This window comes from Roseomonas gilardii (genome assembly GCF_001941945.1).
Classification (GTDB): Bacteria; Pseudomonadota; Alphaproteobacteria; order Acetobacterales; family Acetobacteraceae; genus Roseomonas.
Map to the genome: position 1 here is coordinate 2,556,818 of NZ_CP015583.1, position 21,979 is coordinate 2,578,796.

The following is a 21,979-nucleotide window of genomic DNA, read 5'->3' on the forward strand; positions in this document are numbered from 1 at the left end:
CTGCGTGACGCGCATCCTCCGCCTCTTTCCGCCTCTGTCACCCGCCGGCCTGCTGGCCGTCCCGCTGCTCCTGTCCGGCTGCGGCGGTGCCCCGCCCCTGGCGGAGCCGGCGAGGCTCGGCCTGAGCGACGTTGCCGCGACGGCCATGGCCCTGGCGGGGCGGCTGCCGGCGGAGGCGATGGGCTTCGGGCAGAAGCCGGCCCCGGCCGGCGCGGTGGAGCGCCTTTCCCCCGCCGTGCTGCTCGCCTACTACCAGCGGACAGGGTCCGGCGCCTCCGCCGTCACGGCCCTGCTCGACCTGCCGCCCTCCGACGAGATCGCGCCCGATCCGCCGGACGGGATCGAGGCTCCGGAACTGGCCGTCTTCCTGGAGACCCGGCGCCGCTTCGTCACGGCGGCCGAGATCCTCGACGGCCGGGACACGCGGGGGCGCCTCTTCACCGCCCGCCCGCGCGGCGCCAGGGTGAGCCTGCGCTGCGTCGCGGTCCTGTCCTCGGAGGATGGCACGCCGGACCGGCAGCACGTGACCTGCGCCCGCATCATGGGGCGGCGAATCGTCATGGTCTCCGCCACGGCCCGCCCCGGGCCCGGCCGAGCCGCCGAGTCCGAGAGCCTGCTCGTGGCCTTCAGCGGGCGCCTCCTGGCGGCGCTGGCGGGGCTGGGGCAGCCGGTCACCCCACCGCCGGGGGAGGCCGATCCCTTCCTGCTCTCCCCGCCCGCCTCGCGCACCTGATACGGGCTGCGGAATGCAGGAACCCCAGGGGCTTCATGGGCCGGGGCCTTTCGGCGAGCGTGCCGTGCCGGGTTTTAAGGTTTTAGCGTTTTAGGATTTTAGCCCTTTATCTGCCCGGATGGCAGTACAGCCTCGGCCTGCGTGGCGAACAGGTTCTGTTTGGGTGTTCGCTCGTGGAGCGGTGAAACTGTGGTGGCGTTGATTTTATTCCTATATCCGAGCGGGCATCGGGAAGCAAGGAAGCCGTTCGGCGGGAGACGTGGCCCGGAGCGAGAGACAGCGCCTCTCCCCCCCGGGGCTGGCCATGAAGCGCAACGCCGGAGCCTCGCGCGCGCTCCATGGGATAGTGCGTTTCCGCGGTCGGATCAGGCTTCCGGCAGGGGCTTAAGCATCGCGAGGCGGAAGGCGGCCAGCAGCGCCACCAGCAGCATTCCCCCGACCATGGCCACCACGCCCGGCCAGCCATGGCTGGCCCAGGCGAGCCCGCCCAGCGAGCCGGCGACGCTGGAGCCCATGTAGTAGCAGAAGAGGTAGAGGGAGGAGGCCTGGGCCCGGCCGCGCCGCGCCCGCCGGCCGACCCAGGAACTGGCGATGGAATGCGCGCCGAAGAAGCCGAAGGTGGTGACGGCGATGCCCAGGATGACCACGGCCAGCGAGGCGGAAAGGGTGAGCGCCACGCCCGCCAGCATGGCCAGCACGATGGCCCAGAAGACGCGCCGCCGCCCCAGCCGGTCGGCCAGCCGTCCGGAGACGGTGGAGCTGACGATGCCCACCAGATAGACGGTGAAGATCATGCCCACCACCGCCTGGCTGAGCCCGAAGGGCGGGGCGAGGAGGCAGTAGCCGATGTAGTTGTACACGGTCACCAGCCCGCCCATCAGCAGGAAGCCCTCCAGGAAGAGCCAGGGCAGGCCGGGGTCGCGCAGATGCACCAGGAAGTTCGCCACCAGCTCCCGCGGGCGGGCGCTGCGCGGGGCGAACTGGCGCGACGGGGGCAGCAGCCGCCAGAAGGCGACCGCCGCCGCGAGGCCGAGCAACCCGATCACCCCGACCGCCAGACGCCAGGAGCCGAGATCCGCGATCAGCCCGGTGATGACACGGCCGCCCATGCCGCCGAGCGCGCTGCCGCTGATGTAGAGCCCCATGGCATAGCCGGAGGATTTCGGGTGCACCTCCTCGCTCACATAGGCCATGGCGACGGCGGGCAGGCCGGAGAAGGTGATCCCTTGCAGGGCCCGCAGTAGCAGGAACTGGTGCCAGGAGGGCACGAGTGCCGAGACCACGGTCAGGATGGCCGAGACCAGCAGCGAGAAGAGCATCACCGGCTTGCGTCCCATCGCCTCGGACAGGGTGCTGGCCACCAGCATGGAGACGGCGAGCAGCCCGGTGGTCAACGAGAGCGACAGGCTGGCCGAGGCGGCGCTGACCCCGAACTCCTCGGAGAAGACCGGCATCAGCGGCTGCACGCAGTACATCAGCGCGAAGGTCGAGAAGCCCGCCGCCAGCATCGCCAGGTTCACGCGCCGGAACTCGGGCGTCCCGCCCTCGATGAAGGCCGGTGCCGGCGGCGCCCCGCCGTCCTGGATGGGGGCTGTGTCGGTGGTCATGCGCGGGTGTCCCGTTTCCGGCCGGGCATGGTTCGCCCCCTGGGCGCTGGCGCCCGGGAGAGCCCGCCCTGGTTGCGGTCCGGCACCCGGCTGGTGGGCGCCACCGCCAGGATGGCCTCTTCCGCTGCGCCGCAACAACCCATGCTTCCTCGATCTGCCTCCCGCTTCGCGCATGGGTCCGCGCCATGCCCTGGCTTGGCGCGGCGTGGCGTCTGGCCCGGGAGCCTGCTAGGAGGCCGCCATGACCTGGGCCGATGGCGCCATCCTCCTGATTCTCGCCGTTTCGGCCGCCCTGGCCTATTCGCGCGGGCTGGTGCGGGAAGTCCTCGGCGTCGGCGCCTGGGCCGGCGCCCTGGTGCTGGCCTTCGTGATGCTCCCAGGGATGCGCGCGGCGCTGGGCGATGCGGTAAGCCCCGCATGGCTGGCGGATGTCGTGGCCGCCGGGTCGGTCTTCGTCATCGCCCTTATCATCCTGAAACTGTTGATCGCCTGGGTGGCGCGCGCGGTACAGTCCTCGGTGCTGGGCGGCGTGGACCGCGCGCTTGGCACCGTGTTCGGAATCGCAAGGGGTGCATTCCTCGTCGTGCTCGCCTACATCGTGGCCGGACAGCTCCAACCCGTCACGGAACGCTGGCCCGAGGCCCTGCGCGATGCCCGCGCATTGCCGTTCGTGGCGCAGGGCGCGAAGTGGCTGGTCGGCCAGCTTCCGCCCGAGTACCGCCTGCGCGTGCCGGATGCCCCGGCCCGTCCGCTGCCGCCCATGGAGGACCTGTTGCGACCGCCCGCGCGCAACCGGACCTGAGGATTGTCGCATGGATTTCACGACCAACCCTCTCGCGCCGTCCAGCCCGGACAGGGACGAGGATGACGGATTCCACGAGGAATGCGGCGTCGTCGGCATCTGGAACGCGCAGGACGCCGCCGCCCTGGCCGCGCTGGGCCTGCACGCGCTGCAGCACCGGGGCCAGGAGGCGGCGGGGATCGTCACCCTGGCGGAACGCGGCCAGTTCCATTCCCACAAGGGGCGCGGCCTGGTGGGCGACAATTTCGGCGATGCCAAGGTCATGGCCGCCCTGCCCGGGCGCGCGGCGATCGCCCATAACCGCTATGCGACGACCGGCGAGTCGGCGCTGCGCAACGTCCAGCCGCTCTATGCCGATTTCGAGTTCGGCGGCCTCGCCGTGGCGCATAACGGCAACCTGGTGAATGCCTTCCAGCTCAAGCGCGCCCTGGTGCGCCGCGGCTGCCTGTTCCAGAGCACCACCGATTCCGAGGTTTTCGTCCACCTCATCGCCATCAGCCTCTACTCCACGGTGCTGGACCGGCTGATCGACGCGTTGAAGCAGGTCCAGGGCGCCTATTCCCTGGTGACGCTGCACGAGGGCGCGCTGATCGGGGCGCGCGATCCGCTGGGCGTGCGGCCGCTGGTGCTGGGCCGTCTCGGCGGGCCGGAAAGCAATTCCTGGGTGATGGCGAGCGAGACCTGCGCGCTGGACATCGTCGGCGCCGAGTTCGTCCGCGACATCGAGCCGGGCGAGGTGGTGATCGCCGACGAGAAGGGGCTGCGGTCGATCCGCCCCTTCGGCAAGCAGCCCAGCCGCTTCTGCATCTTCGAGTACATCTATTTCGCCCGTCCCGATTCGGTGATCGAGGGCACCTCCGTCTACAACACGCGCAAGCGCATCGGCGAGGAACTGGCCCGCGAATCCGGCGTGCCGGCGGATGTGGTGGTGCCGGTGCCGGATTCCGGCGTGCCGGCGGCCATGGGCTATGCGACCGAGGCGGGGATTCCCTTCGAGCTCGGCATCATCCGCAACCACTATGTCGGGCGCACCTTCATCGAGCCGACCGACCAGATCCGCCATCTGGGCGTGAAGCTGAAGCATTCCGCCAACCGCACCATGATCGAGGGGCGGCGGGTGATCCTGGTGGACGATTCGATCGTCCGCGGCACCACCAGCAAGAAGATCGTGGAGATGGTCCGCCAGGCCGGCGCCACCGAGGTGCACATGCGCATCGCGGCGCCGCCGACCACGCATCCCTGCTTCTACGGCATCGACACGCCGGACCGGGACAAGCTGCTCGCCGCGAACAACAACATCGAGGAGATGGCGCGCTTCATCGGCGCCGACAGCCTCGCCTTCATCTCGCTGGACGGGCTTTACCGCGCGCTGGGGCATGAGGGCCGCGACAAGCGCTCGCCGGGCTATTGCGATGCCTGCTTTACGGGCGATTATGCCATCCCGCTGGCGGATCTGCAGGAGGCGCCCGAACGCGCCCCGGCCCTGATTGCCGCCAACGGAGCCTGACCCCTCCCCCCCTCTAAGAGGCCCCATGAACGGCACGATCGAGGAGACGCCACCGCCGGAAGGGCTGCCGCCCAGCCCGGCCCTCGCGGCGGAAGCGGGGCGTCCCCTCGCCGGCCGGGTCGCCCTGGTCACCGGGGCCTCCCGCGGGATCGGTGCCGCCGTGGCGCTGGAACTTGGCCGGATGGGCGCGCATTGCGTGCTGGTCGCCCGCACCCAGGGCGGGCTGGAGGAGATGGACGACGCCATCCGGGACGCCGGCGGCGAGGGTGCCACGCTCCTGCCCTTCGATCTCGCCAAGGGCGCGGAGCGGATCGATGCCATCGGCCCCTCGGTCTATGAGCGCTTCGGCCGCCTCGACATCCTGGTCCATGCCGCGGGCTCGCTCGGCACGCTGACGCCGGTGGGCCATATCACCCCGCGCGACTGGGAGGAGGTGGTGGGGGTGAACCTGACCGCCACCTGGCGGCTGATCCGCACCTGCGACCCGGTGCTGCGTGCCTCCGATGCCGGGCGCGCCGTCTTTCTGTCCACCCGGCGCACGGCGGAGCCGAAGGCGTATTGGGGTGCCTATGGCGCCACCAAGGCGGGGATGGAGCACCTGGCCCTGACCTGGGCGCAGGAGGCGGCGATCACCCCGCTGAAGGTGAACGTGGCCGATCCCGGCGCGGTGGCGACGCGGATGCGGGCGCGGGCCTATCCGGGCGAGGACGCCGCCATCCTGCCGAAGCCGGCGGATGTGGCGCCGGCCATCGCGGCGCTCTGCCTGCCCGGGGAGGCGCGGAGCGGCGTGGTGGTGCGGCTGGGGGAGCGATGAGCCGGTTGGTCGCGGCGGGACTGCCCGGCCTGCTGCTGGCGGTCCTGCTGATGGGCTGCGCGCCTCCGCCCGTTGCGACCCCGGAACCCGTCGCCGCCGGCCCGGCGGACGGCCCCAGGGATGGACGGGCGGATGGCGGCTGGGAACCCGCGCCGACCACCGCCGCCCCGCTGCGGCCGCAGCGCGACAATGGCCGGCGCGGCCTGAGCGTCAGCCGCTCGCCCCTGCTGTCCGGCACCGGGGCGCGTGGTGCCATGGGCTGGCCCGACCGGTATCAGGGGGATCTGGGCGGCGCGCCCTACCGGCCGCAATACTGATCGGGGCCGGCCGGAAGGGGCGGAGCGCTACTCCGCGTCCTCGTAGGGATTGCTTGTCCCGCGCAGATGCAGCCGGACCGGCACGCCCGGCATGTCGAAGCTCTCGCGGAACAGGTTCACGAGATAGCGCTTGTAGTCCTCCGGCAGCAGCTCCGCCCGGGTGCCGAAGACGGTGATGGTCGGCGGCCGCGCCTTGGGCATGGTGCAGTAGCGCAGCTTCAGCCGCTTGCCGCCCACCAGCGGCGGCTGGTGCTTCGCCAGCGCTTCCTCGAACCAGCGGTTCAGCGCGCCCGTCGGGACGCGGCGGTTCCAGCGCTCATAGACCTCGCGCACCGTGGGCATCAGCTTCTCCACGCCGCGCCCGGTGGCGGCGGAAAGCGGCACCACCGAGATGCCCTTCATCTGCGCCAGGGAGGCGGTCAGCACGTCCTCCAGCTTCCGCCGGGCGGCGTTGCGGTCCTCCACCGCGTCCCACTTGTTGTAGGCGATCACGACGGCCCGTCCCTCGCGCTCGGCGAGGCGGGCGATGCGCAGGTCCTGCTCGTCCATGCCCAGGTTGGCGTCCAGTACCAGGATCGCGACCTCGCACTCCTTCAGCGCCGCGATGGTGGCGCCGGTGGACATCTGCTCCAGCCCTTCATGCACCCGGGCGCGGCGGCGCAGGCCGGCGGTGTCCACCAGCCGCACCTTGCCGCCCGTCTCGTCCACCCATTCCGAGGCCACGGCATCGCGGGTCAGGCCGGGCTCCGGCCCGGTGATCATCCGCTCCTCGCCCAGCAGCGCGTTCAGCAGGGTGGACTTGCCCGCATTGGGGCGGCCGACGATGGCGATGCGCAGGGGCCGGTTGCGGCGGGCCTCCTCGGTGTCGGGCTCTTCCTCGTCCTCCGCCGCCGGCGCCCAGTCCTTCAGGCGCGCGGCCACCTCGTCATGCAGCTCCCCCCAGCCATCGCCGTGCTCGGCCGAGACCGGCAGCGGCGAGCCGAGCCCGAGTTCATAGGCTTCCAGCGCGTTGGCGGCGCCGGTGCGTCCCTCGGCCTTGTTGGCCAGCACGAGCACCGGCCGCTCCTGCCGCCGCAGCCAGGTGGCGAAGGCACGGTCCGAGGGGGTGAGGCCCGCCCGGGCATCCACCACGAAGAGGATCAGGTCCGCCTCCCGCAGCGCGGCCTCGGAGGAGGCTCGCATGCGGCCGGGGATGGTGTCGGGCGGCGATTCCTCCAGCCCGGCCGTGTCCACCACGGTGACGTCGATGCCGCCGATGCGGGCCTCGCCTTCCTTGCGGTCGCGGGTCACGCCCGGCGTGTCGTCCACGATCGCGGTGCGTCGGCCGACCAGCCGGTTGAACAGGCTCGACTTGCCGACATTGGGCCGTCCGAGGATCGCGATGCGCGGCTTCATGCCGTGGTCCTTATGCTCTGCGGCCGATGCCGCGCCGGTCCGGAAGGCCGGGACCGGCGCGCCGCTTCCTTGTCGTCTCTTGATTCGGGCTTGCGGCCGCGCTGGACAAGGGCTGATGCGCGGTCCCTGCCCCGCGAAACGAAGCAAGGGCCCGGCGCGGCGGGCCGGAAGCCCCTGAACAGGGCCCGTGAACAGGGCTCATGAGCGGGGGCCATGCGCGGGGCCGGTGCCCGCCACGGTTCCCCGCTACGGCTCGATGCCCCGCCCCGATACCCCGGCTGGCGAGCGGCGCCGCGCGGGCGCCGCCGTTCTCAGCCCCGCAGTGCGGCCAGGGTGCCGTCGTCGCTGAGCACCAGCACGGCACCCCCGGCCGTGGCCGGGGCCAGGCTGACCGGGCCCGGCAGGGGCACGCGCCCGGCGACGGCGCCGTCATTGGCGCCCACGATCAGCGCCTGGCCGCCGCTGCCCGGCACCAGGAGCTGCCCGTTGGCCAGCAGCGGCGCCGCGAAGCGCGCCGGCTCCGGCGCCTTCTTCTCGCCCGGCGCGGCCGGCGGGTTCAGTTCGGTGATCCAGCGGACCTGCCCGGTGTCGCGGGTCATGGCGACCAGCCGCTGCGTGGCGGAAACGAGGAAGATCCACTCCCCCGCCACGGCGGGGGTCACGCCGCCGCCGACATTGCGCTCCCAGAGCCGCCGGCCGGAGCGGAGGTCCACCACCATGGTGGTGCCGCCCATGCCCAGCGCGATCACCCGCCCGTCCGAGATCACCGGCAGGGCATGCACGCCCGCGATGTCGGCGATGCCGCGGTCCACCCCCGGCGCGGCGGAAAGCGCCTCGGTCCAGACCACGCGGCCATCGGCGGTGCGCAGGGCGACCAGTTCGCCCGACGGGAAGCCGGCCACCAGCGTGTCGCCCTCCACCGCCGGGGCGGCGAGGCCGAGCGGCACGGCGCTCACCTGCTGCCCCTGGAAGGACCAGAGCTTGTGCCCGTCCTCGGCCGAGAGGGCGTTGAGCTGGTTGTCCAGCGTGAGGACGAAGATCCGCCCTTCCGCCACGGTGGGGGCGCCGCGCATCGGCGCCGACAGGCGCGTGCGCCAGCGCAGCGTGCCGTTGCCGGCATCCAGGGCGATGACCTCGGCCATGCCGGTGGCGATGTAGAGCGTGCCGCCGTCGAAGGCGCAGCCGACGCCCAGCGCGCCGACATCGTCATCCTCCGGCCGGGTGTCGAAGCGCCAGCGGCGCCCGCCCCGCGCCAGGTCCCAGGCCGAGACCACGCCGAAGGCATCGGAGGCGAAGACCGTGTCCGCCGAGGCGATGGGCCCGGAGGTCATGCGGCGGCGGAAGGCGCTGCCGGAACCGACCGAGCCGCTCCAGGCCAGCCGCAGCCCGTCCAGCGGCAGCGCAGCATGGCCCGGGGAATGGTCCAGCGTCCCGCCGGCCTGCGGCCAGGCGGCAATGGCCGCCGGCGGCGGCAGGTCCACCGGCCGCGCGGCCAGGCCTTCGTCCACCGAGACGGGCTTTTCCATCTCCAGCACCGAGCGGCGCTCGCCCGGCAGGATGTCCTTCCGGCTGGCGAAGATATCGTCCAGCGTCTCGCAGCCGGCCAGCATGCCGGTCGCCGCGAGGAGGGCGGCGCGCCGCGTGATGGTCATGCGTGTCATCCCTCTAGTCCCGCCGCCAGCCGTGCCGCGCGGTCGCGGAGGCCCTGCGGCGCCGTCTCATCCGCGGCCAGTGCCTGGAAGGTCTTGCGCGCCTCGTCCTTCTGCCCCTGCCGCAGCGCCACCAGCCCCTGCATTTCCTGGGCCGAGTAGCGCCAGGGCTTCTTGGCGCCGGAGAGCGGCGCGACCCGGCTGGCCAGGGCGCCCGTGTCCTCGGAGTCGAGGCCGTTCATCACCCACATCAGCGAGGCGAGCTCGCGATAGACCTCCCCGGCCTTCGGGTCCTGCGCCACGGCGTCCCAGAGCGCCAGGGCGGCGGCACGGTCCCCGGCCTCCGCCTTCAGCGCGGCGGCGCGCAGGCGCGCCAGGGTGCGGTAGCCGTCGGGCGCCCCGGAGGCGATCTGGGCGAAGCGTTCGCCGAGCGTGGCGGGATCGGCGCCCGGCTGCTCGGCGGCACGGCTGGTCTCCAGGAACAGCGCGGCGGCCTGCTCGGACTGGCGAGACTGGTACCAGCGCCAGCCCTGCCAGCCGCCGGCGCCGGCAGCCGCCACCAGGGCCACGACTCCCAGGGCGCTGCCCCAGCGCAGGGCGAGGCGGCGCATGCGCTCGGCGCGCACTTCCTCCTGAAGTTCGTCGAAGATATCGGACAAGGCGGTCCCGTCCCCCAGGCAAAGGCGGCGCTCCATATACCCTCCATCCCCCGGCCCGTTAAGCCCGGCCTCCCCGCCTGGGCCCGGCACCTCCTCCGAAGGTGAGGCTCCGCGATGCTGGACAGGCCGGAGGGAGGGGGCTACCCGGATCGTCGCCTGACCCTGCAACCGGAAGACCCGCCCCTGGCCCGGCCATCCCGCACAGCACGCGCCGGGGCCATCCCGCGCGCCGCGTGGCGGGCGGCCGATGGCACCCCGGACCGCCCCGCCCGCATCCGTCCGGCTCCCGATCGCCGGGCGTCCGGCCGCGTGACCCGGCGATGACCGCGCGCCTGCACGAATGCCCGGATTGCGGGTTGCGCCTCTGCCTGCCGGCCCTCGACCCCGGGATGGAGGCCCGCTGTCCCCGCTGCGCGCGGGTGCTGCGGCGGCACCGGGTGAACGCTTTCTCGGCCCCGCTGGCCCTGTCCCTGGCCGGCATCGTCCTCTACGCGATGATCCTCACCATGCCCTTCCTGGGCCTGAACCTGCTGGGGCGGGAGCGCGTGAGCCTCGTGGATTCGGGGGTCCATTCCTTTGCCCAGGACGGGTTCTGGGGCCTGGGGGGACTGGTCTTCCTGGTGCTGGTGGTGGTGCCGGGCGCGCAGCTCGTGCTGCTGCCCACGGTGATCCTGGGCCTGCACATGCGGAACCCGCCCGCGGGGCTGCACCGGCTGTTCCGCTGGTACATGGCGCTCGATGCCTGGATGATGGTGGAGGTCTTCCTGTTCGGCACCCTGGTCTCCTACACGCGGCTCGTGGACCTCGCGCATGTGGAGATCGGCCCCGCCGCCTATGGCATCGCCGCGCTGTCCCTGGTGCTGGTGGCGCGCAACGCCTCGCTGGAGCCGCAGGTGGTCTGGGACCGGCTGGAGGAACGCGACCTCGTGGCCGAATCCGGTGCCATCCGGCGCGGGGAAGCCAGTCCCGGCACCCCGCCGGGCACCCCGCCAGGCACCCCGCCAGGCCCCGACCCACGGGCCTTCCGCGCCGAGGGGGTGGCGGCGCCCGGTATGGCGGCCCACGAGACCGCGCTGATCGCGTGCCACCGCTGCCACCGGCTGGACCATGCGCGTCCCGGCGCGCCCTGCCCGCGCTGCGGCAGCCGGTTGCACCACCGCAAGCCGGACAGCATCGGCCGGAGCTGGGCGTTGGTGGCGGCCGCCTTCATCCTCTATTTGCCGGCCAACTACTATCCGGTGATGCAGATCACCACGCTGGGCCAGGGCGGGCCGCACACCATCCTGGGCGGGGTCATCGAGTTCCTCGAAACGGGCTTTTGGCCCCTCGCCCTCATCGTCTTCCTGGCCAGCGTCGCGGTGCCGATGCTCAAGCTGGTCGGGCTGATGGTCATGCTCACCAGCATCCGGCGCCGTTCCGCCCGCCACCTGCTGCGCCGCACCCAGCTCTACCGGCTGGTGGAGGCGATCGGGCGCTGGTCGATGATCGATGTCTTCGTGGTCTGTGTGCTGATCGCCCTGGTGCGCTTCGGCATGCTGGCCGAGATCACCGCGCAGGTCGGCGCCGCCTGCTTCGCCGGGGTGGTGGTGGTGACCATGGTGGCGGCCGAATGCTTCGACCCGCGCCTGATGTGGGATGCCGCCGGCTCCCCGGCCCAGGACCCCGACATGCCCCGGCGCTGGCGTGCCGAGGCCGCGGCCGCCGCCTCCCAGGATGGTCCTTCCCGGAACGGCCCCGCGCCGTCCGGGGCCCCTTCCACCGGTCCCGCCGGGACCGCCAGCCAGCACGGAGCCGCATGAGCGGAACAGAACCCCCGGCCGGCGGCATGTCGCGCGAGCCGGTCCCGGGCCAGAGCCCCGACAGCCCGCGCGAGGCGCGGATCCGCCACCGCCGTTTCTCCGCGATCTGGCTGATCCCCATCGTGGCGGCGCTGGTCACCGGCTATCTCGGCTGGCGCACCTTCTCCGACCGCGGGCCGCTGATCACCGTGAGCTTCGGCAATGCGGATGGCCTGACCGCCGGGCAGACGCCGGTGCGCTTCAAGTCCGTGCAGGTCGGGATGGTGGAGAGCATCCATCTCACCACCGACCTCCGCCGCGTGGACGCGCGCATCCGCATGGACCGTGCGGTCGGCGATCATGTCACCGAACACAGCCGCTTCTGGGTGGTGCGGCCGCGCCTTTCCGGCGCCAGCGTCTCCGGGCTGGAGACCATCGTGTCCGGCAGCTACATCGAGTTCGATCCTGGCGAGCCGGGCAAGGAGCAGTTCCGCTTCAACGGGCTGGAGAACCCGCCCGGCCGCCGCTCCGACGAACCGGGCCGCGACTTCGTGCTGCGCGCGCGGCGCCTGGGCCCGATCGACCGGGGATCGCCGGTCTTCTTCCGCGATGTCGAGGTCGGGCAGGTGCTCAGCTACAACGCGCCCGAGATCGACGGCAGCTTCACCCTGCACATCTTCGTGCGCGCGCCCTATAGCGAGTATGTCCGCAAGGGCTCGCGCTTCTGGAACGCATCGGGCGTCAGCCTGCGCCTGGGGGCGGAGGGCGTGCGGGTGGAGCTGGAAAGCGCCCGCGCGCTGCTCGCCGGCGGCATCGCCTTCGACACCCCGCCGCAGCTTCGCGACCAGCCGCCGGCGCCGGAGGAGGAGAGCTTCACGCTCTACAGCGACCTGGAGGCCGCGATCGCCGCGACCTCGGAGAACCGGCTCACCTTCCTGCTTTATTTCGATGGCTCGGTGCGCGGCCTCTCGCCCGGTGCGCCGGTGCTGCTGCGCGGCATCCGGATCGGCAGCGTCCTCGACGTCAAGCTGGAATACGACCAGGCGGCGGACCGCTTCCGCGTGCCCGTGCACATCGCCATCGAGCCGGACCGGATCTCCTTTCCCGCCGGCCGTCCGACGCGCGAGGTGCGCGCGATGGCCGAGGAGATGGTGGCCAAGGGCATGCGCGCGCAGCTCACCAGCGGCAGCCTGCTCACCGGGCAGCTCGTGGTCTCCATGGACTTCATGCCGGATGCGCCACCCGCCTCCGTGCGCATGGAGGGCGAGGAGATCGTGCTGCCCAGCATCGGCGGCGGCACCGACAACATCATGGCGGCGGTCAGCAACATCGCGGGCAAGCTCGAACGCTTCCCGATCGAGGAGATCGGCCGCAACCTGAACGGCGCGCTGGCCTCGGTGAACGGGGTGGTGGGGGGGCCGGATCTGCGCAACGCGCTCAACGCGCTCAGCAGCAGCCTGGGCTCGGCGCGCGACCTGATCCGCAAGGCCGACAGCGGCATGACCCCGCTGCTGCGCCGCCTGCCCGGCATCGCCGACAACCTCGACCAGACCGTGGCCCGCGCCAGCACCGCCATCCGCTCCATCGAGCGCGGCTATGGCGGCGATTCCGAGGTGAACCGCGAGATGGAGCGCCTGATGTCCCAGCTCACCGACACCGCCCGTTCCGTGCGCCTGCTGGCCGATTTCCTGAACCGGCATCCGGAGGCGCTGATCCGCGGCCGGACCGGCGCCGCCACCGAGCGATGAGAGCGGAGCCGCCCCGCATGCCCCGGACCCTCACCCGCCGCCGCCTCGGCGCCCTGCTGCCTGCCCTGGCGGCCACCTTGGCGGCCACCGGCGCGCTCACGGGCTGCGCCTCGCCCGGCCCGGCCTATTACCGCCTGTCCGCCCAGGCCGGCCCCGCCCTGCCGGGAAGGGGAAGGCAGGTCCAGCTCCGCCGCGTGGGCATCCCCGGCTATCTCGACCGCCCGGGGCTGGTCCGGGCGCGGGAGGGCGGGCGCCTGGACGTGGCCGATGTGGAAAGCTGGCCCGAACCCTTCGGCGACATGGTGACACGCGTGCTGGCCGAGAACTTGGCGCTGCGCCTGCCGGGGGATTCCGTGGCGGCGGAGGGCGGCGCGCTGCGGATTCCGGCGAGTATCCTGGCCGAGGTGCAGATCCAGCGCTTCGAGGCCGGGCCGGACGGCGTGGTGGAACTGCTCGCCCAGGCGGCGGTGCGCCCCCGCAACCAGGATGCCGCCGCAAGCCGCACGCTGCGCTTCCGCGTGCCGTCCGGTGTGCCGGGGGCCGGTGTGTCGGGGGCCAGTGTGTCCGGGACCGGTGCGAAAGGGCCGGATGCGGCCGGTGTGGTGGCCGCGATGGATCAGGCCCTGGGCCAGTTCGCGGATTCGCTGGCCGGGATGATCGCCGCCATGCCGGCGACGGCGCTCACCGCCCGTTAATCCCCGCCGGGACAGGATGCGGGCGTGCGCCCGCTCCTGCTGCTTCCCCTGCTGATCCTTCCCCTGGCCGGCTGCGATGCCTTCTGGGGGCCCTTCGCCGCGGCCAACGTGGCGTCGCTGACCACGACCGGGCGCGCGGTGCCGGATCTCTTCGTTTCGGCCGTCACGGGCAAGGACTGCTCGATCGCCCATCTGGACGCGGGGGAGAAACGCTATTGCCGGCGCGATCCGCTGCCGCCGGTCGAGGCGGTCTGCACGCGCTCCCTGGGTTCGGTGGATTGCTGGGACGGCCCGCCGCCCGGCATGCCGCCGCAGCGCCCGCTGGGCGACGCGCCGCCCGCTACGGCCCGGCCGCCGGAGCCCTGGCCGCTGCGGAGCCTTTGAGGGCGGCTCTTCCGTGGCCACCGCATGACCCCTCCCGTGACCCCTCCCCTGGCCATGGCCGTCGTCCCGGGTTCCAATGCCGGGAATCGCAAGGAACAGACCATGACGGATTTCACCTGGGACCACCTGCACCTGCGCAGCCCCGATCCCGAGGCCACGGCGCGCTACTTCCAGGAGATGTTCGGCGCCACCGAGACCGGGCGAGCGGCGCAGGGCAACGGCGCGCTCCGCGTGATGCTCGACCTGTCGGGGCTGCCGCTCTTCATCGAGCAGGTGCCGCCCGGCACCGCCGCGCCGCCGGAGCCCCCCTTCCTCGGGCTGGAGCATGTCGGCCTGCGGGTGAAGGATCTGGAGGCCACCGCCGCCGCGCTGCGGGCCAGGGGCGCCCGTTTCGTGGTGGAGCCGCACTCGCCACGGCCGGGGTTGAAGATCGCCTTCCTGGAAGGGCCGGAGAAGCTGCGGATCGAGCTGCTGGAGCGCGCGGCGGGCTGATTCCCGCCTGGTATCCGCCCTGGCCGAGCCCGGTTCGGCCCGGCCGCCAGAGCGGATACCATTTCATTGGCGTAACACAACTTGCGCGTGCTATCCGGGCTCCGGCCGGGATCGCGCCGGGGCCTTCCCGTCCCGTTCCGGCCCAATCCATGAACCGTGGAGGGGCCACACATGCCATCAACCTGCTCCTGTTGCGCGCCGGGCCACCATCCCCGGCCCGGCCGCCGCGCCATGCTCGCCGGTCTCGGCGCGCTGGCGGCGCTGCCCATGGCCTCGCCCGTCCGGCGCGTCATGGCGGCGGAGGCGGTGCCCAAGACCAGCCTGACCAGCGATCAGGCGCTGGATCTGATGAAGAAGGGCAATGACGAGTTCGTCGCCGGCGCCCCCCAGCACGCCCTCCTGGGGCGCGAGCGTCGGCTGGAGCTGGCGCATGGCCAGGCGCCTTTCTGCATCCTGGTCGGCTGCTCCGACAGCCGCGTGCCGCCGGAACTGCTGTTCAACCGCGGGCTGGGCGAGATCTTCATCGTGCGCAATGCCGGCAATACCGTGGACACGGCGGCCATGGGCAGCGTCGAGTATGGCGTCGGCGTGCTGGGCTGCCCGCTGGTGATCGTGCTCGGCCATGAGAGCTGCGGCGCCGTCGCCGCCGCGATCGACGTGGTGCAGAAGAACGCCAGCTTCCCCGGCGTGATCGGGGAAATGGTGCAGCCGATCATCCCCGCCGCGCTGGCGGCGCGCGACGAGAAAGGCGGGATGACGCTGAACGCGGCGGTGCACGAGAACGCGCGCCGTGTCGCGAAGCGCCTGAAGACGCAGAGCGTGGTGGTGCAGCAGGCCGTGGCCCAGGGCCGGCTGCGGGTGGTGGCGGCCTATTACCGCCTCGCCGATGGCGATGTGGAGTGGTTCGAGGAGATCTGAGGCCGGCGAGCCGGGCCGCCGCGAGGGAGGCCCGGCCGGGGACGTGTCAGGTGCCGCGCGCCTCGGCGAAGCGCACCGGCTCGCCGCGCGGGGCGCCGATCACCTCGTCCTCGCGCATCACCGGCACGCCGCGGATCACGGTCATCACCGGCCAGCCGGTGCATTCCATCCCGGCGAAGGGCGTCCAGCCGCAGGGCGAGGCGATCCAGCTTTCCTCGATGGTGCGGCGGCGCTTGAGGTCCACGATGGTGAAATCGGCGTCGTAGCCGGCGGCGAGCCGTCCCTTGGCCGTCACGCCATAGACCCGGGCGGGCCCGGCGCTCATCAGGTCCACCAGCCGGGTGAGCGGCAGGCGGCCCTCGGCCACGTGGTTCAGCATCACCGGCACCATGGTCTGCACCCCGGTGAGCCCGGCGGCGGTGGCGGGCCAGGGGCGTTCCTTGGCGGCGCGGGAATGCGGCGCGTGGTCGGAGCCGATGCAGTCCACCGTACCGTCACGCACGGCGGCCCAGGCGGCCTCCATGTGGCGCGCGTCGCGGATCGGCGGGTTCATCACGGCATAGGGCCCCAGCCGCTCATAGGCCTCCGGCGCCACCTGGGTCAGGTGGTTCACCAGCACCTCGACCGTGGCGACGTCGCGATAGTCCTTGAGGTAGTCCAGCTCCTCCGCCGTGGAGACGTGCAGGATATGCGCCGGGCGCTGCGTCTTGTGCGCCAGCGCCATCAGCCGCCGCGTGCCGAGGAAGGCGCATTCCACATCGCGCCACTCGGCATGCAGGGCATAGGGGCCGCCGGCGGCGTAGTGCGGCTTGCGCTCCTGCAGCCGGTACTCGTCCTCCGAATGATAGGCGATGCGGCGGCGGCCGGAGCGCATCACGGCCTCCAGGCTGGCATCGTCCTCCACCATCAGGTCGCCCGTCGAGGAACCGGCGAAGACCTTGATGCCGCAGACATTGGGCTGGAGTTCCAGCTCCGCCAGCCCGGCGATGTTCGTTCTGGTGGCGCCGACATAGAGGCCCATGTCGCACCAGGCGCGGCCGGCGAGATAGGCGCGCTTGTTGTCCAGCGTCTCGCGCGAGGTGATGGCGGGGCTGGTGTTCGGCATGTCGAAGAGCGCCGTGATCCCGCCCAGGATGGCGGCGCGGGTGCCCGTCTCGATGCTTTCCACCGTCATATCCGGCCCGGCGCCCTGGCCCGGGTCGCGCAGATGCACATGCGGGTCGATCAGCCCGGGGAGGATGTGCAGCCCGGCGCAGTCCAGCACCTCCTCCGCCGTGTCGGAGGCGGCCAGGCCGATCGCCGCGATCCGCCCGTCGCGCACCCCGATATCGGTCCGCTCCTCCCCCCAGGGCAGGACGCAGGTGCCGCCGCGCAGGATCAGGTCATAGGCCGCCATCGGGGGGATCTCCTTCACAGGGAGGGGCCTTATCGCACCGCTTGCCGCCCACTGGGAGGGGCCGGACGGGGGGAAGCGCCCAGTAGAAGCGCCCAGTAAGTGGCCCACATGAAGTGGTCCTGGAAATGGCCCCGGAATGGCTCCGGAATGGCCGGGGATACGGCCACCCTATCTCCAGGGACGGCCCAAAAGCGCTCAGGCGGCGCGGCGCACCGTTTCCTCCGTGCCGCGCCGCTGCTCCAGCAGCCCGTCCAGGCTGTTGCCGGTGATCTCCGTGCGCTGGCGCGGCAGGGCCTCGGGGTATTCCGCCTGCAGGAAGGCGATCATCTTCTCCCGCACCTCGCAGCGCAGGTCGAAGGTGTTGCCGCCGCCCCGCGCGCTGACGAGGATGCGGATCTCCACCATGTTGCCCGGCGTGTCCGTCACCTGGAGTACGCAGGTCTTGCGGTCCCAGAAGCGGCTGGCGGAGGCGATCTCCTTCAGCTTCTCCCGCATCCGGTCCAGCGGCACGGTGTAGTCCACGCGCAGGAAGACCGAGCCGATGAGGTCGGAGCTCTCATGCGTCCAGTTCTGGAACGGCTTCTCGATGAAGTAGGAGAGCGGCACGATCAGCCGCCGCAGATCCCAGAGCCGGACCACGACATAGGTGCTGGTGATGTTCTCGATCCAGCCCCATTCGCCTTCCAGCACCACCGCGTCCTCGACCCGGATCGGCTGCGTCATGGCGATCTGGATGCCCGCCAGCATGTTGCTCAGCAGCGGCCGCGCCGCGAGGCCCAGCACCAGGCCGGCGGCGCCCGCCGAGGCGAAGAGCGATACGCCGTATTGCCGCACGGCGGGGATGCTGGTGAGTGCCGCGGCCACGGTGACGATCACCAGCAGCGTCTGCCCGGTGCGCAGAAGGATGCGGACCTGCGTGACATGCTTGCGGGCGAGGAGGTTGTCCTCCACGTCCAGGCGGAAGCGGCGCAGATAGACCTCGGCCCCCAGGTTGAGCGCGGTGACCAGCATCCAGCCCAGGGCCAGGATGAAGGCGCAGAGCAGCACCTGCGCCAGTGTCAGCGTGGTGGCATAGGAGAAGGGCGCCGCCGGCAGTACCGTGCCGACGGCAAGGATCACCAGGAAGGTGCAGAGGGGGCCCGTGCTCCGCGTCACCAGCACCTGCAGGAAGCTGCGGCCGTAGCGTCCCGCCAGGCGGTAGAGCAGGCGGAGGCAGAAGCGGGTCAGGGCCAGGGCGAGCCCCGCCGCCAGGAGCAGCAGCAGGGCGGCGAAGACTTCCGCCGGAACCCAGGCCAGGAAGCTCCGGACCCGTTCCAATCCAATCCTGAGACTATCCGCCAAGCCCTCGGCCCCCTTGCCGTCGCTGCCGATGGATCGCGCCTCCCCCCGCCATGCGGTCTCGTTGGGCCCATGGGCCAGGGAACGCCGCTGCGTGCCCCGCGGCCATGGGGCCGGAACGGGGAGTGCCAGCGGCGGGACGGCCCCTGGGGACTGCCCGGCCGGCTTTCGCGCCTGCGAGATCGAACACGGTGGCGGCTGGAAGGTTTCGCGGCGCCGGAGCGGCGGGGGATGTCCCCCGCCGCTGCCGGCACGGGAACTCCAGGCGAAGACGAAGTCGCTCGCCAGCAGATGGAGCATGTCGTGCACCACGATCACGTCGTTCGCCCCGATCACGATGGAGCCCGCCGTGTCGTCGGGATAGTTGCCGATGGCGCTGCCGGGGGTGATGGTCAGGTCACCGAAGCGGGCATCATGCGGTGCCGTACTGCCGTCGGGCGATGCGGCCGGCCGTGGAGATCCCGTCCTCCGCGTGCCCCAGCCAGCCCCGCGCCAAGGGCCGTCAGTGCCCGGTGGAGCGGGAGAAGAGGTTGATCACCAGCACGCCCGCCAGGATCAGCGCCATGCCCAGGATCGCCGGCAAGTCCAGATGCTGGCGGAACAGGGCGAGGCTCAGCACCGAGATCATGACGATGCCAAGGCCGGACCAGATGGCATAGGCCACGCCCACCGGGATGGTCCGGATCGCCAGCGACAGCATGTAGAAGGTCAGCACGTAGCAGAGCACCGTGAAGACCGAGGGCCAGAGGCGGGTGAACCCGTCCGAGGCCTTCAGCGACAAGGTGCCCGCGACCTCGCCGCAGATCGCCACCAGCAGGAAGAGATAGGGACGCATGGGGGTCAGCGGGCTGCCAGCGCCTCGAAGACATCCCCCTGCATGGCCCGACGCTCGACATGCCGCGCGTGCCAGAGCGCGTAGAAGAGCAGGTGCCAGGCGGCGAAGCCCTCGCGCTTGCCGCCCGCCGCGCGGAACAGCGGCAGGATGCGCTCCGGCCGCGCGATCTCCGCCACGCCGGGCTGCGCTGCCACCAGCGGCGCCAGCCGGTCGGCGGCGGAAGCGATCCAGGCGCCCATCGGCACGGTGAAGCCCTTCTTCTTCGCGAAGGGCTGCGAGGCGGGGAAGTTCTGCGCCAGCCACTGCCGCAGCAGCCATTTGCCGGTCTCCCGCCGCACCTTCAGTCCATCCGGCAGGCGCCAGCAGGCCTCCGTCACCGCGCGGTCGAGGAAAGGCACGCGCCCCTCCACCCCATGGGCCATCAGGCAGCGGTCCAGCTTCAGCAGCAGGTCGTTGGGCAGCCAGTCGGCGATGTCCAGCGCCTGGGCGGCCATCAGCCGGGTGCGGCCCGGCGTCGCGGCGGCGGTCTCGGCGGCCTCGAACCCGTCGCGCCACAGGCGCGGCGGGTCGCGCAGCACGTCGAGCCGGTCGAAGGTGCCGTGGGCGCGCATCGCCTTGCCGCCCAGCCACCAGGGGCGCATGGCGGAGCGGTGGCGGCCGTAGCCGGCCAGGATCTCGTCGCCGCCCTCGCCGGAAAGCACGACCTTCACCTCCTCCCGCGCCCGCCGGGCGAGGAACCAGGTCGGCACGATGGCGTAGTCCGCCGCCGGGTCGTCCATGGCGCCGACGATCTCCGGCAGATGGCGCCAGACCTCGGCCTCGGTCACCTCCAGCCGCACATGCCGGGCGCCGGCGGCCTTCGCGGCGGCGGCGGCCTGCTCGCGCTCGTCCTTGTCGCCCGTGTCGAAGCCGGCGGTGAAGGCCAGGACCGGCCGCTCGTTCAGCCGCGACATGGCGTGCAACACCGCGGCGCTGTCCGTGCCGCCGGAGAGGAACATGCCATAGGGCACGTCGGCGCGCTGGTGGAACTCCACCGCCTCGGCGAAGGCCCGGCCGAAGCGGGCGATCGCCTCGGCCTCGCCGATCTCCTCCGGCCCGCCCTCCGGCAGGGCCGGCTGCCGGTGCCGCTCCACCACGGCGCCGTCCGAGATGGCCAGGGTCTCGCCCGGCAGCACCCGCTGGATGCCCTCGAAGATGGTCTCCGCGCCGGTGGTGAACTGGAGCTGCATCAGCTCGTCCCGGCTTTCCGCCCGGACCTTCGGCGCCACCAGCCCGGCCGCGACCAGGGCCTGCGGCTCGGAGGCGAAGGCGACGCCGCCCGCCACCTCGGCGATGTAGAGCGGCTTGATGCCGAAGGGGTCGCGCGACAGCACCACCCGCCGCGCCGAGCGGTCATGGATGGCCAGCGCCCACATGCCGCGCAGCCCGTCGGCGAAGCGGATGCCCTCCTGCCGCCACAGGTGCAGCGGCGGCTCGCAGTCGCTGCCGGTGGCGCAGGAGAAGGCGTTGGCGGCGCGGAGCTCGGGGTTGTTGTAGATCTCGCCATTGCCGACCAGCGCCGCCGGCCCGGCGAAGAGCGGCTGGTCGCCGGTCTCCAGGTCGATGATCGCCAGCCGCGTATGCGCGAGCGCCACGGGGCCCACGACGTGATGCCCCTGCCCGTCCGGCCCGCGATGCGCCAGGGCGCGGGTCAGCGCCTCCAGCACCCGGGAATCCGGCGCCTGGCCGGTGCGGAGGGCGAGGCCCGCGATGCCGCACATCAGCGTGCCTCCCGGCCGGCGGAACCGGCCTCCGACGGCGCCACGGCGCGGAGGAAGCTCCGCCAGCGCGCCAGGACCGGCGCCGCCGCGTGCTCGGCCTCGAAATCCCGCCGTCCGGCACCGGCGAGGCGTTCCGCCAGGGCCGGGTCGTCCAGCACGCGGCGGATCGCGGCCGCCAGGGGCGCAGGCTCCTCCAGCGGCGCCAGCAGCCCGGTCTCGCCGTCGCGGATCACCTCGCTGGGCCCCTGCGCGGCGGCGGCCACGACGGGGCGCGCGGCCGAGAAGGCCTCCAGCACCACATTGCCCAATGGCTCATGCCGGGATGGGCAGACGAAGACCTCCGCCCCCGCCAGCAGCGCCCCCGTGTCGGTGCGCCAGCCCAGGAAGGAGAGGCGGTCCCCCAGACCCAGTTCCCGTGCCAGCCCTTCCAGGGCGGCGCGCTCCGGCCCCTCGCCGGCCAGGGAGAGATGCGCTTCCGGCAGGTCCGCCAGGGCACGCAGCAGCACGTCGAAGCCCTTGTTGCGGTGCAGGCGGCCCATGGCGAGGAGCCGCCGCTTCCCCGGCGGGGCGGGCAGCGCGGCGGGCGTGGCGCCGGACAGGTCCGGCACGAAATTCGGCAGATGGTGCACGCGCCCGGGCGCCCAGCCCTGTTTGGTGATCCAGGCGACGAGATCGCGCGTATTGGCCACCAGATGGTCGCAGCGCCGGTAGTGCCGCAGGTCGTAATAGCCGCCCAGCCGCCCCACCAGGGTCCAGTCGCCCTTCGGCGTGAAGCGCGCCGCGCGGTTCATCCAGGCCACCGTCACGGCGGGGCGGAAGCGCCGCAGCGCGGCGCGCAGGCGCGGCCCGGTCAGCAGGTCGAGCGGGCCGCCGAAGCCCAGCGTGACGGGGGCGAGGCCCCCTTCCCGCAGCCGCGTCTCGCGCGCCGGTTCGCGCCGGATCACCGGCAGGACCTCCTCGCCGCTGTCATGCAGGCCGAGGCAGAGCCGCTCGTAGAAGGTCTCGGCGCCCCCCTTGGCGGCGCCGGCCATCACCTGCGCGACCCTCACCGCGCGTTCGGGCTCGGCTGATCGGCGGACGGGGTGCGAGGCTCGGCGCGGCGTGTCGGCATGCGGGGGTGGTGGCACAGGCGCGTGTGGAGGGGCAAGGGGC

At 72.5% G+C, this 21,979-nt stretch carries 20 protein-coding genes; 11 read left to right on the forward strand and 9 right to left on the reverse strand.

Features of this window, described 5'->3' with window-relative positions; translation table 11 throughout:
* Positions 1–4 precede the first annotated feature (4 nt).
* On the forward strand, positions 5–733 hold the full coding sequence (locus RGI145_RS11715) for a hypothetical protein (RefSeq protein WP_156878499.1): 729 nt from the start codon (positions 5–7) through the stop codon (positions 731–733).
* Between the two features lie 365 nt (positions 734–1,098).
* Here RGI145_RS11715 and RGI145_RS11720 read toward each other — a convergent pair whose 3' ends face one another.
* On the reverse strand, positions 1,099–2,340 hold the full coding sequence (locus RGI145_RS11720; protein WP_083670626.1) for an MFS transporter: 1,242 nt from the start codon (positions 2,338–2,340) through the stop codon (positions 1,099–1,101).
* Between the two features lie 241 nt (positions 2,341–2,581).
* Here RGI145_RS11720 and RGI145_RS11725 point away from each other — a divergent pair, with 241 nt between their 5' ends.
* From RGI145_RS11725 to RGI145_RS11740, 4 genes are read left to right on the forward strand one after another with little or no spacing between them, the layout of a single operon-like run.
* Positions 2,582–3,142, forward strand: coding sequence for a CvpA family protein (locus tag RGI145_RS11725; RefSeq protein ID WP_075798480.1), 561 nt, complete (start codon positions 2,582–2,584; stop codon positions 3,140–3,142).
* Between the two features lie 10 nt (positions 3,143–3,152).
* The gene (gene purF / locus RGI145_RS11730) at positions 3,153–4,649 is read left to right on the forward strand and encodes an amidophosphoribosyltransferase (protein ID WP_075798481.1); all 1,497 of its coding nucleotides are present in this window, start codon (positions 3,153–3,155) and stop codon (positions 4,647–4,649) included.
* Between the two features lie 25 nt (positions 4,650–4,674).
* Positions 4,675–5,463, forward strand: coding sequence for an SDR family NAD(P)-dependent oxidoreductase (locus RGI145_RS11735; protein ID WP_083670628.1), 789 nt, complete (start codon positions 4,675–4,677; stop codon positions 5,461–5,463).
* Positions 5,460–5,780, forward strand: coding sequence for a hypothetical protein (locus tag RGI145_RS11740; protein WP_156878500.1), 321 nt, complete (start codon positions 5,460–5,462; stop codon positions 5,778–5,780). The genes RGI145_RS11735 and RGI145_RS11740 overlap by 4 nt, the downstream gene beginning before the upstream one ends.
* A gap of 27 nt (positions 5,781–5,807) precedes the next feature.
* Here the strand turns inward: RGI145_RS11740 and der are convergent, their stop codons facing one another.
* From der to RGI145_RS11755, 3 genes are all read right to left on the reverse strand, one after another.
* On the reverse strand, positions 5,808–7,175 hold the full coding sequence (der, locus tag RGI145_RS11745) for a ribosome biogenesis GTPase Der (RefSeq protein ID WP_075798483.1): 1,368 nt from the start codon (positions 7,173–7,175) through the stop codon (positions 5,808–5,810).
* Positions 7,176–7,486: 311 nt separating this feature from the next.
* Positions 7,487–8,827: an outer membrane protein assembly factor BamB family protein gene (locus RGI145_RS11750; protein ID WP_083670630.1), complete on the reverse strand. Its 1,341-nt coding sequence runs from the start codon at positions 8,825–8,827 to the stop codon at positions 7,487–7,489.
* Between the two features lie 5 nt (positions 8,828–8,832).
* Positions 8,833–9,483 carry a tetratricopeptide repeat protein gene (locus tag RGI145_RS11755; RefSeq protein WP_237183052.1) on the reverse strand — a complete coding sequence of 217 codons (651 nt, stop codon included), beginning with the start codon at positions 9,481–9,483 and terminating at the stop codon, positions 8,833–8,835.
* Positions 9,484–9,803: 320 nt separating this feature from the next.
* On the opposite strand from RGI145_RS11755, the gene RGI145_RS11760 reads away from it, so the two are divergent.
* The 6 genes from RGI145_RS11760 to RGI145_RS11785 all read left to right on the forward strand — a co-directional run bounded on the left by RGI145_RS11760 (position 9,804) and on the right by RGI145_RS11785 (position 15,498).
* A complete protein-coding gene (locus RGI145_RS11760) occupies positions 9,804–11,282 on the forward strand; it encodes a paraquat-inducible protein A (protein ID WP_075798486.1) in 1,479 nt (492 codons plus the stop codon).
* Positions 11,279–13,009: a PqiB family protein gene (locus tag RGI145_RS11765; RefSeq protein WP_237183053.1), complete on the forward strand. Its 1,731-nt coding sequence runs from the start codon at positions 11,279–11,281 to the stop codon at positions 13,007–13,009. Before RGI145_RS11760 ends, RGI145_RS11765 begins: the two co-directional genes overlap by 4 nt.
* Positions 13,010–13,026: 17 nt before the next feature.
* Positions 13,027–13,704 carry a PqiC family protein gene (locus RGI145_RS11770; protein WP_075798488.1) on the forward strand — a complete coding sequence of 226 codons (678 nt, stop codon included), beginning with the start codon at positions 13,027–13,029 and terminating at the stop codon, positions 13,702–13,704.
* 24 nt (positions 13,705–13,728) lie between these two features.
* The gene (locus RGI145_RS11775; protein ID WP_075798489.1) at positions 13,729–14,088 is read left to right on the forward strand and encodes a hypothetical protein; all 360 of its coding nucleotides are present in this window, start codon (positions 13,729–13,731) and stop codon (positions 14,086–14,088) included.
* A 102-nt stretch (positions 14,089–14,190) separates the two neighbouring features.
* Positions 14,191–14,580 carry a VOC family protein gene (locus RGI145_RS11780; protein WP_075800013.1) on the forward strand — a complete coding sequence of 130 codons (390 nt, stop codon included), beginning with the start codon at positions 14,191–14,193 and terminating at the stop codon, positions 14,578–14,580.
* Positions 14,581–14,811: 231 nt separating this feature from the next.
* Entirely contained in the window at positions 14,812–15,498 is a 687-nt protein-coding gene (locus tag RGI145_RS11785; protein ID WP_237183054.1) for a carbonic anhydrase, read from the forward strand.
* A 46-nt stretch (positions 15,499–15,544) separates the two neighbouring features.
* Here RGI145_RS11785 and RGI145_RS11790 read toward each other — a convergent pair whose 3' ends face one another.
* From RGI145_RS11790 to RGI145_RS11810, 5 genes are all read right to left on the reverse strand, one after another.
* The gene (locus tag RGI145_RS11790) at positions 15,545–16,894 is read right to left on the reverse strand and encodes a dihydroorotase (RefSeq protein WP_075798491.1); all 1,350 of its coding nucleotides are present in this window, start codon (positions 16,892–16,894) and stop codon (positions 15,545–15,547) included.
* A gap of 195 nt (positions 16,895–17,089) precedes the next feature.
* Positions 17,090–18,211 (reverse strand): mechanosensitive ion channel family protein, encoded by a 1,122-nt coding sequence (locus tag RGI145_RS11795; protein WP_075798492.1) that lies wholly within the window; start codon positions 18,209–18,211, stop codon positions 17,090–17,092.
* Positions 18,212–18,734: 523 nt separating this feature from the next.
* Positions 18,735–19,067 (reverse strand): SMR family transporter, encoded by a 333-nt coding sequence (locus RGI145_RS11800; RefSeq protein ID WP_075798493.1) that lies wholly within the window; start codon positions 19,065–19,067, stop codon positions 18,735–18,737.
* A gap of 5 nt (positions 19,068–19,072) precedes the next feature.
* Positions 19,073–20,827, reverse strand: a complete 1,755-nt coding sequence (asnB, locus tag RGI145_RS11805; protein WP_075798494.1) for an asparagine synthase (glutamine-hydrolyzing) — start codon at positions 20,825–20,827, stop codon at positions 19,073–19,075.
* Positions 20,827–21,858 carry a glycosyltransferase gene (locus RGI145_RS11810; protein WP_237183288.1) on the reverse strand — a complete coding sequence of 344 codons (1,032 nt, stop codon included), beginning with the start codon at positions 21,856–21,858 and terminating at the stop codon, positions 20,827–20,829. Before RGI145_RS11810 ends, asnB begins: the two co-directional genes overlap by 1 nt.
* Positions 21,859–21,979: the final 121 nt, after the last annotated feature.

What these genes read in the sequence shown, in the direction of transcription:
- RGI145_RS11810 (WP_237183288.1), bottom strand. Translation starts at nt 21,858, where the DNA reads ATGGCCGGCGCCGCCAAGGGGGGCGCCGAGACCTTCTACGAGCGGCTC.
- RGI145_RS11750 (WP_083670630.1), bottom strand. Translation starts at nt 8,827, where the DNA reads ATGACCATCACGCGGCGCGCCGCCCTCCTCGCGGCGACCGGCATGCTG.
- purF (WP_075798481.1), top strand. Translation starts at nt 3,153, where the DNA reads ATGGATTTCACGACCAACCCTCTCGCGCCGTCCAGCCCGGACAGGGAC.
- RGI145_RS11740 (WP_156878500.1), top strand. Translation starts at nt 5,460, where the DNA reads ATGAGCCGGTTGGTCGCGGCGGGACTGCCCGGCCTGCTGCTGGCGGTC.
- RGI145_RS11800 (WP_075798493.1), bottom strand. Translation starts at nt 19,067, where the DNA reads ATGCGTCCCTATCTCTTCCTGCTGGTGGCGATCTGCGGCGAGGTCGCG.
- asnB (WP_075798494.1), bottom strand. Translation starts at nt 20,827, where the DNA reads ATGTGCGGCATCGCGGGCCTCGCCCTCCGCACCGGCCAGGCGCCGGAT.
- RGI145_RS11765 (WP_237183053.1), top strand. Translation starts at nt 11,279, where the DNA reads ATGAGCGGAACAGAACCCCCGGCCGGCGGCATGTCGCGCGAGCCGGTC.
- RGI145_RS11720 (WP_083670626.1), bottom strand. Translation starts at nt 2,340, where the DNA reads ATGACCACCGACACAGCCCCCATCCAGGACGGCGGGGCGCCGCCGGCA.
- RGI145_RS11760 (WP_075798486.1), top strand. Translation starts at nt 9,804, where the DNA reads ATGACCGCGCGCCTGCACGAATGCCCGGATTGCGGGTTGCGCCTCTGC.
- RGI145_RS11785 (WP_237183054.1), top strand. Translation starts at nt 14,812, where the DNA reads ATGCTCGCCGGTCTCGGCGCGCTGGCGGCGCTGCCCATGGCCTCGCCC.
- RGI145_RS11770 (WP_075798488.1), top strand. Translation starts at nt 13,027, where the DNA reads ATGCCCCGGACCCTCACCCGCCGCCGCCTCGGCGCCCTGCTGCCTGCC.
- RGI145_RS11735 (WP_083670628.1), top strand. Translation starts at nt 4,675, where the DNA reads ATGAACGGCACGATCGAGGAGACGCCACCGCCGGAAGGGCTGCCGCCC.
- RGI145_RS11780 (WP_075800013.1), top strand. Translation starts at nt 14,191, where the DNA reads ATGACGGATTTCACCTGGGACCACCTGCACCTGCGCAGCCCCGATCCC.
- RGI145_RS11790 (WP_075798491.1), bottom strand. Translation starts at nt 16,894, where the DNA reads ATGGCGGCCTATGACCTGATCCTGCGCGGCGGCACCTGCGTCCTGCCC.
- der (WP_075798483.1), bottom strand. Translation starts at nt 7,175, where the DNA reads ATGAAGCCGCGCATCGCGATCCTCGGACGGCCCAATGTCGGCAAGTCG.
- RGI145_RS11725 (WP_075798480.1), top strand. Translation starts at nt 2,582, where the DNA reads ATGACCTGGGCCGATGGCGCCATCCTCCTGATTCTCGCCGTTTCGGCC.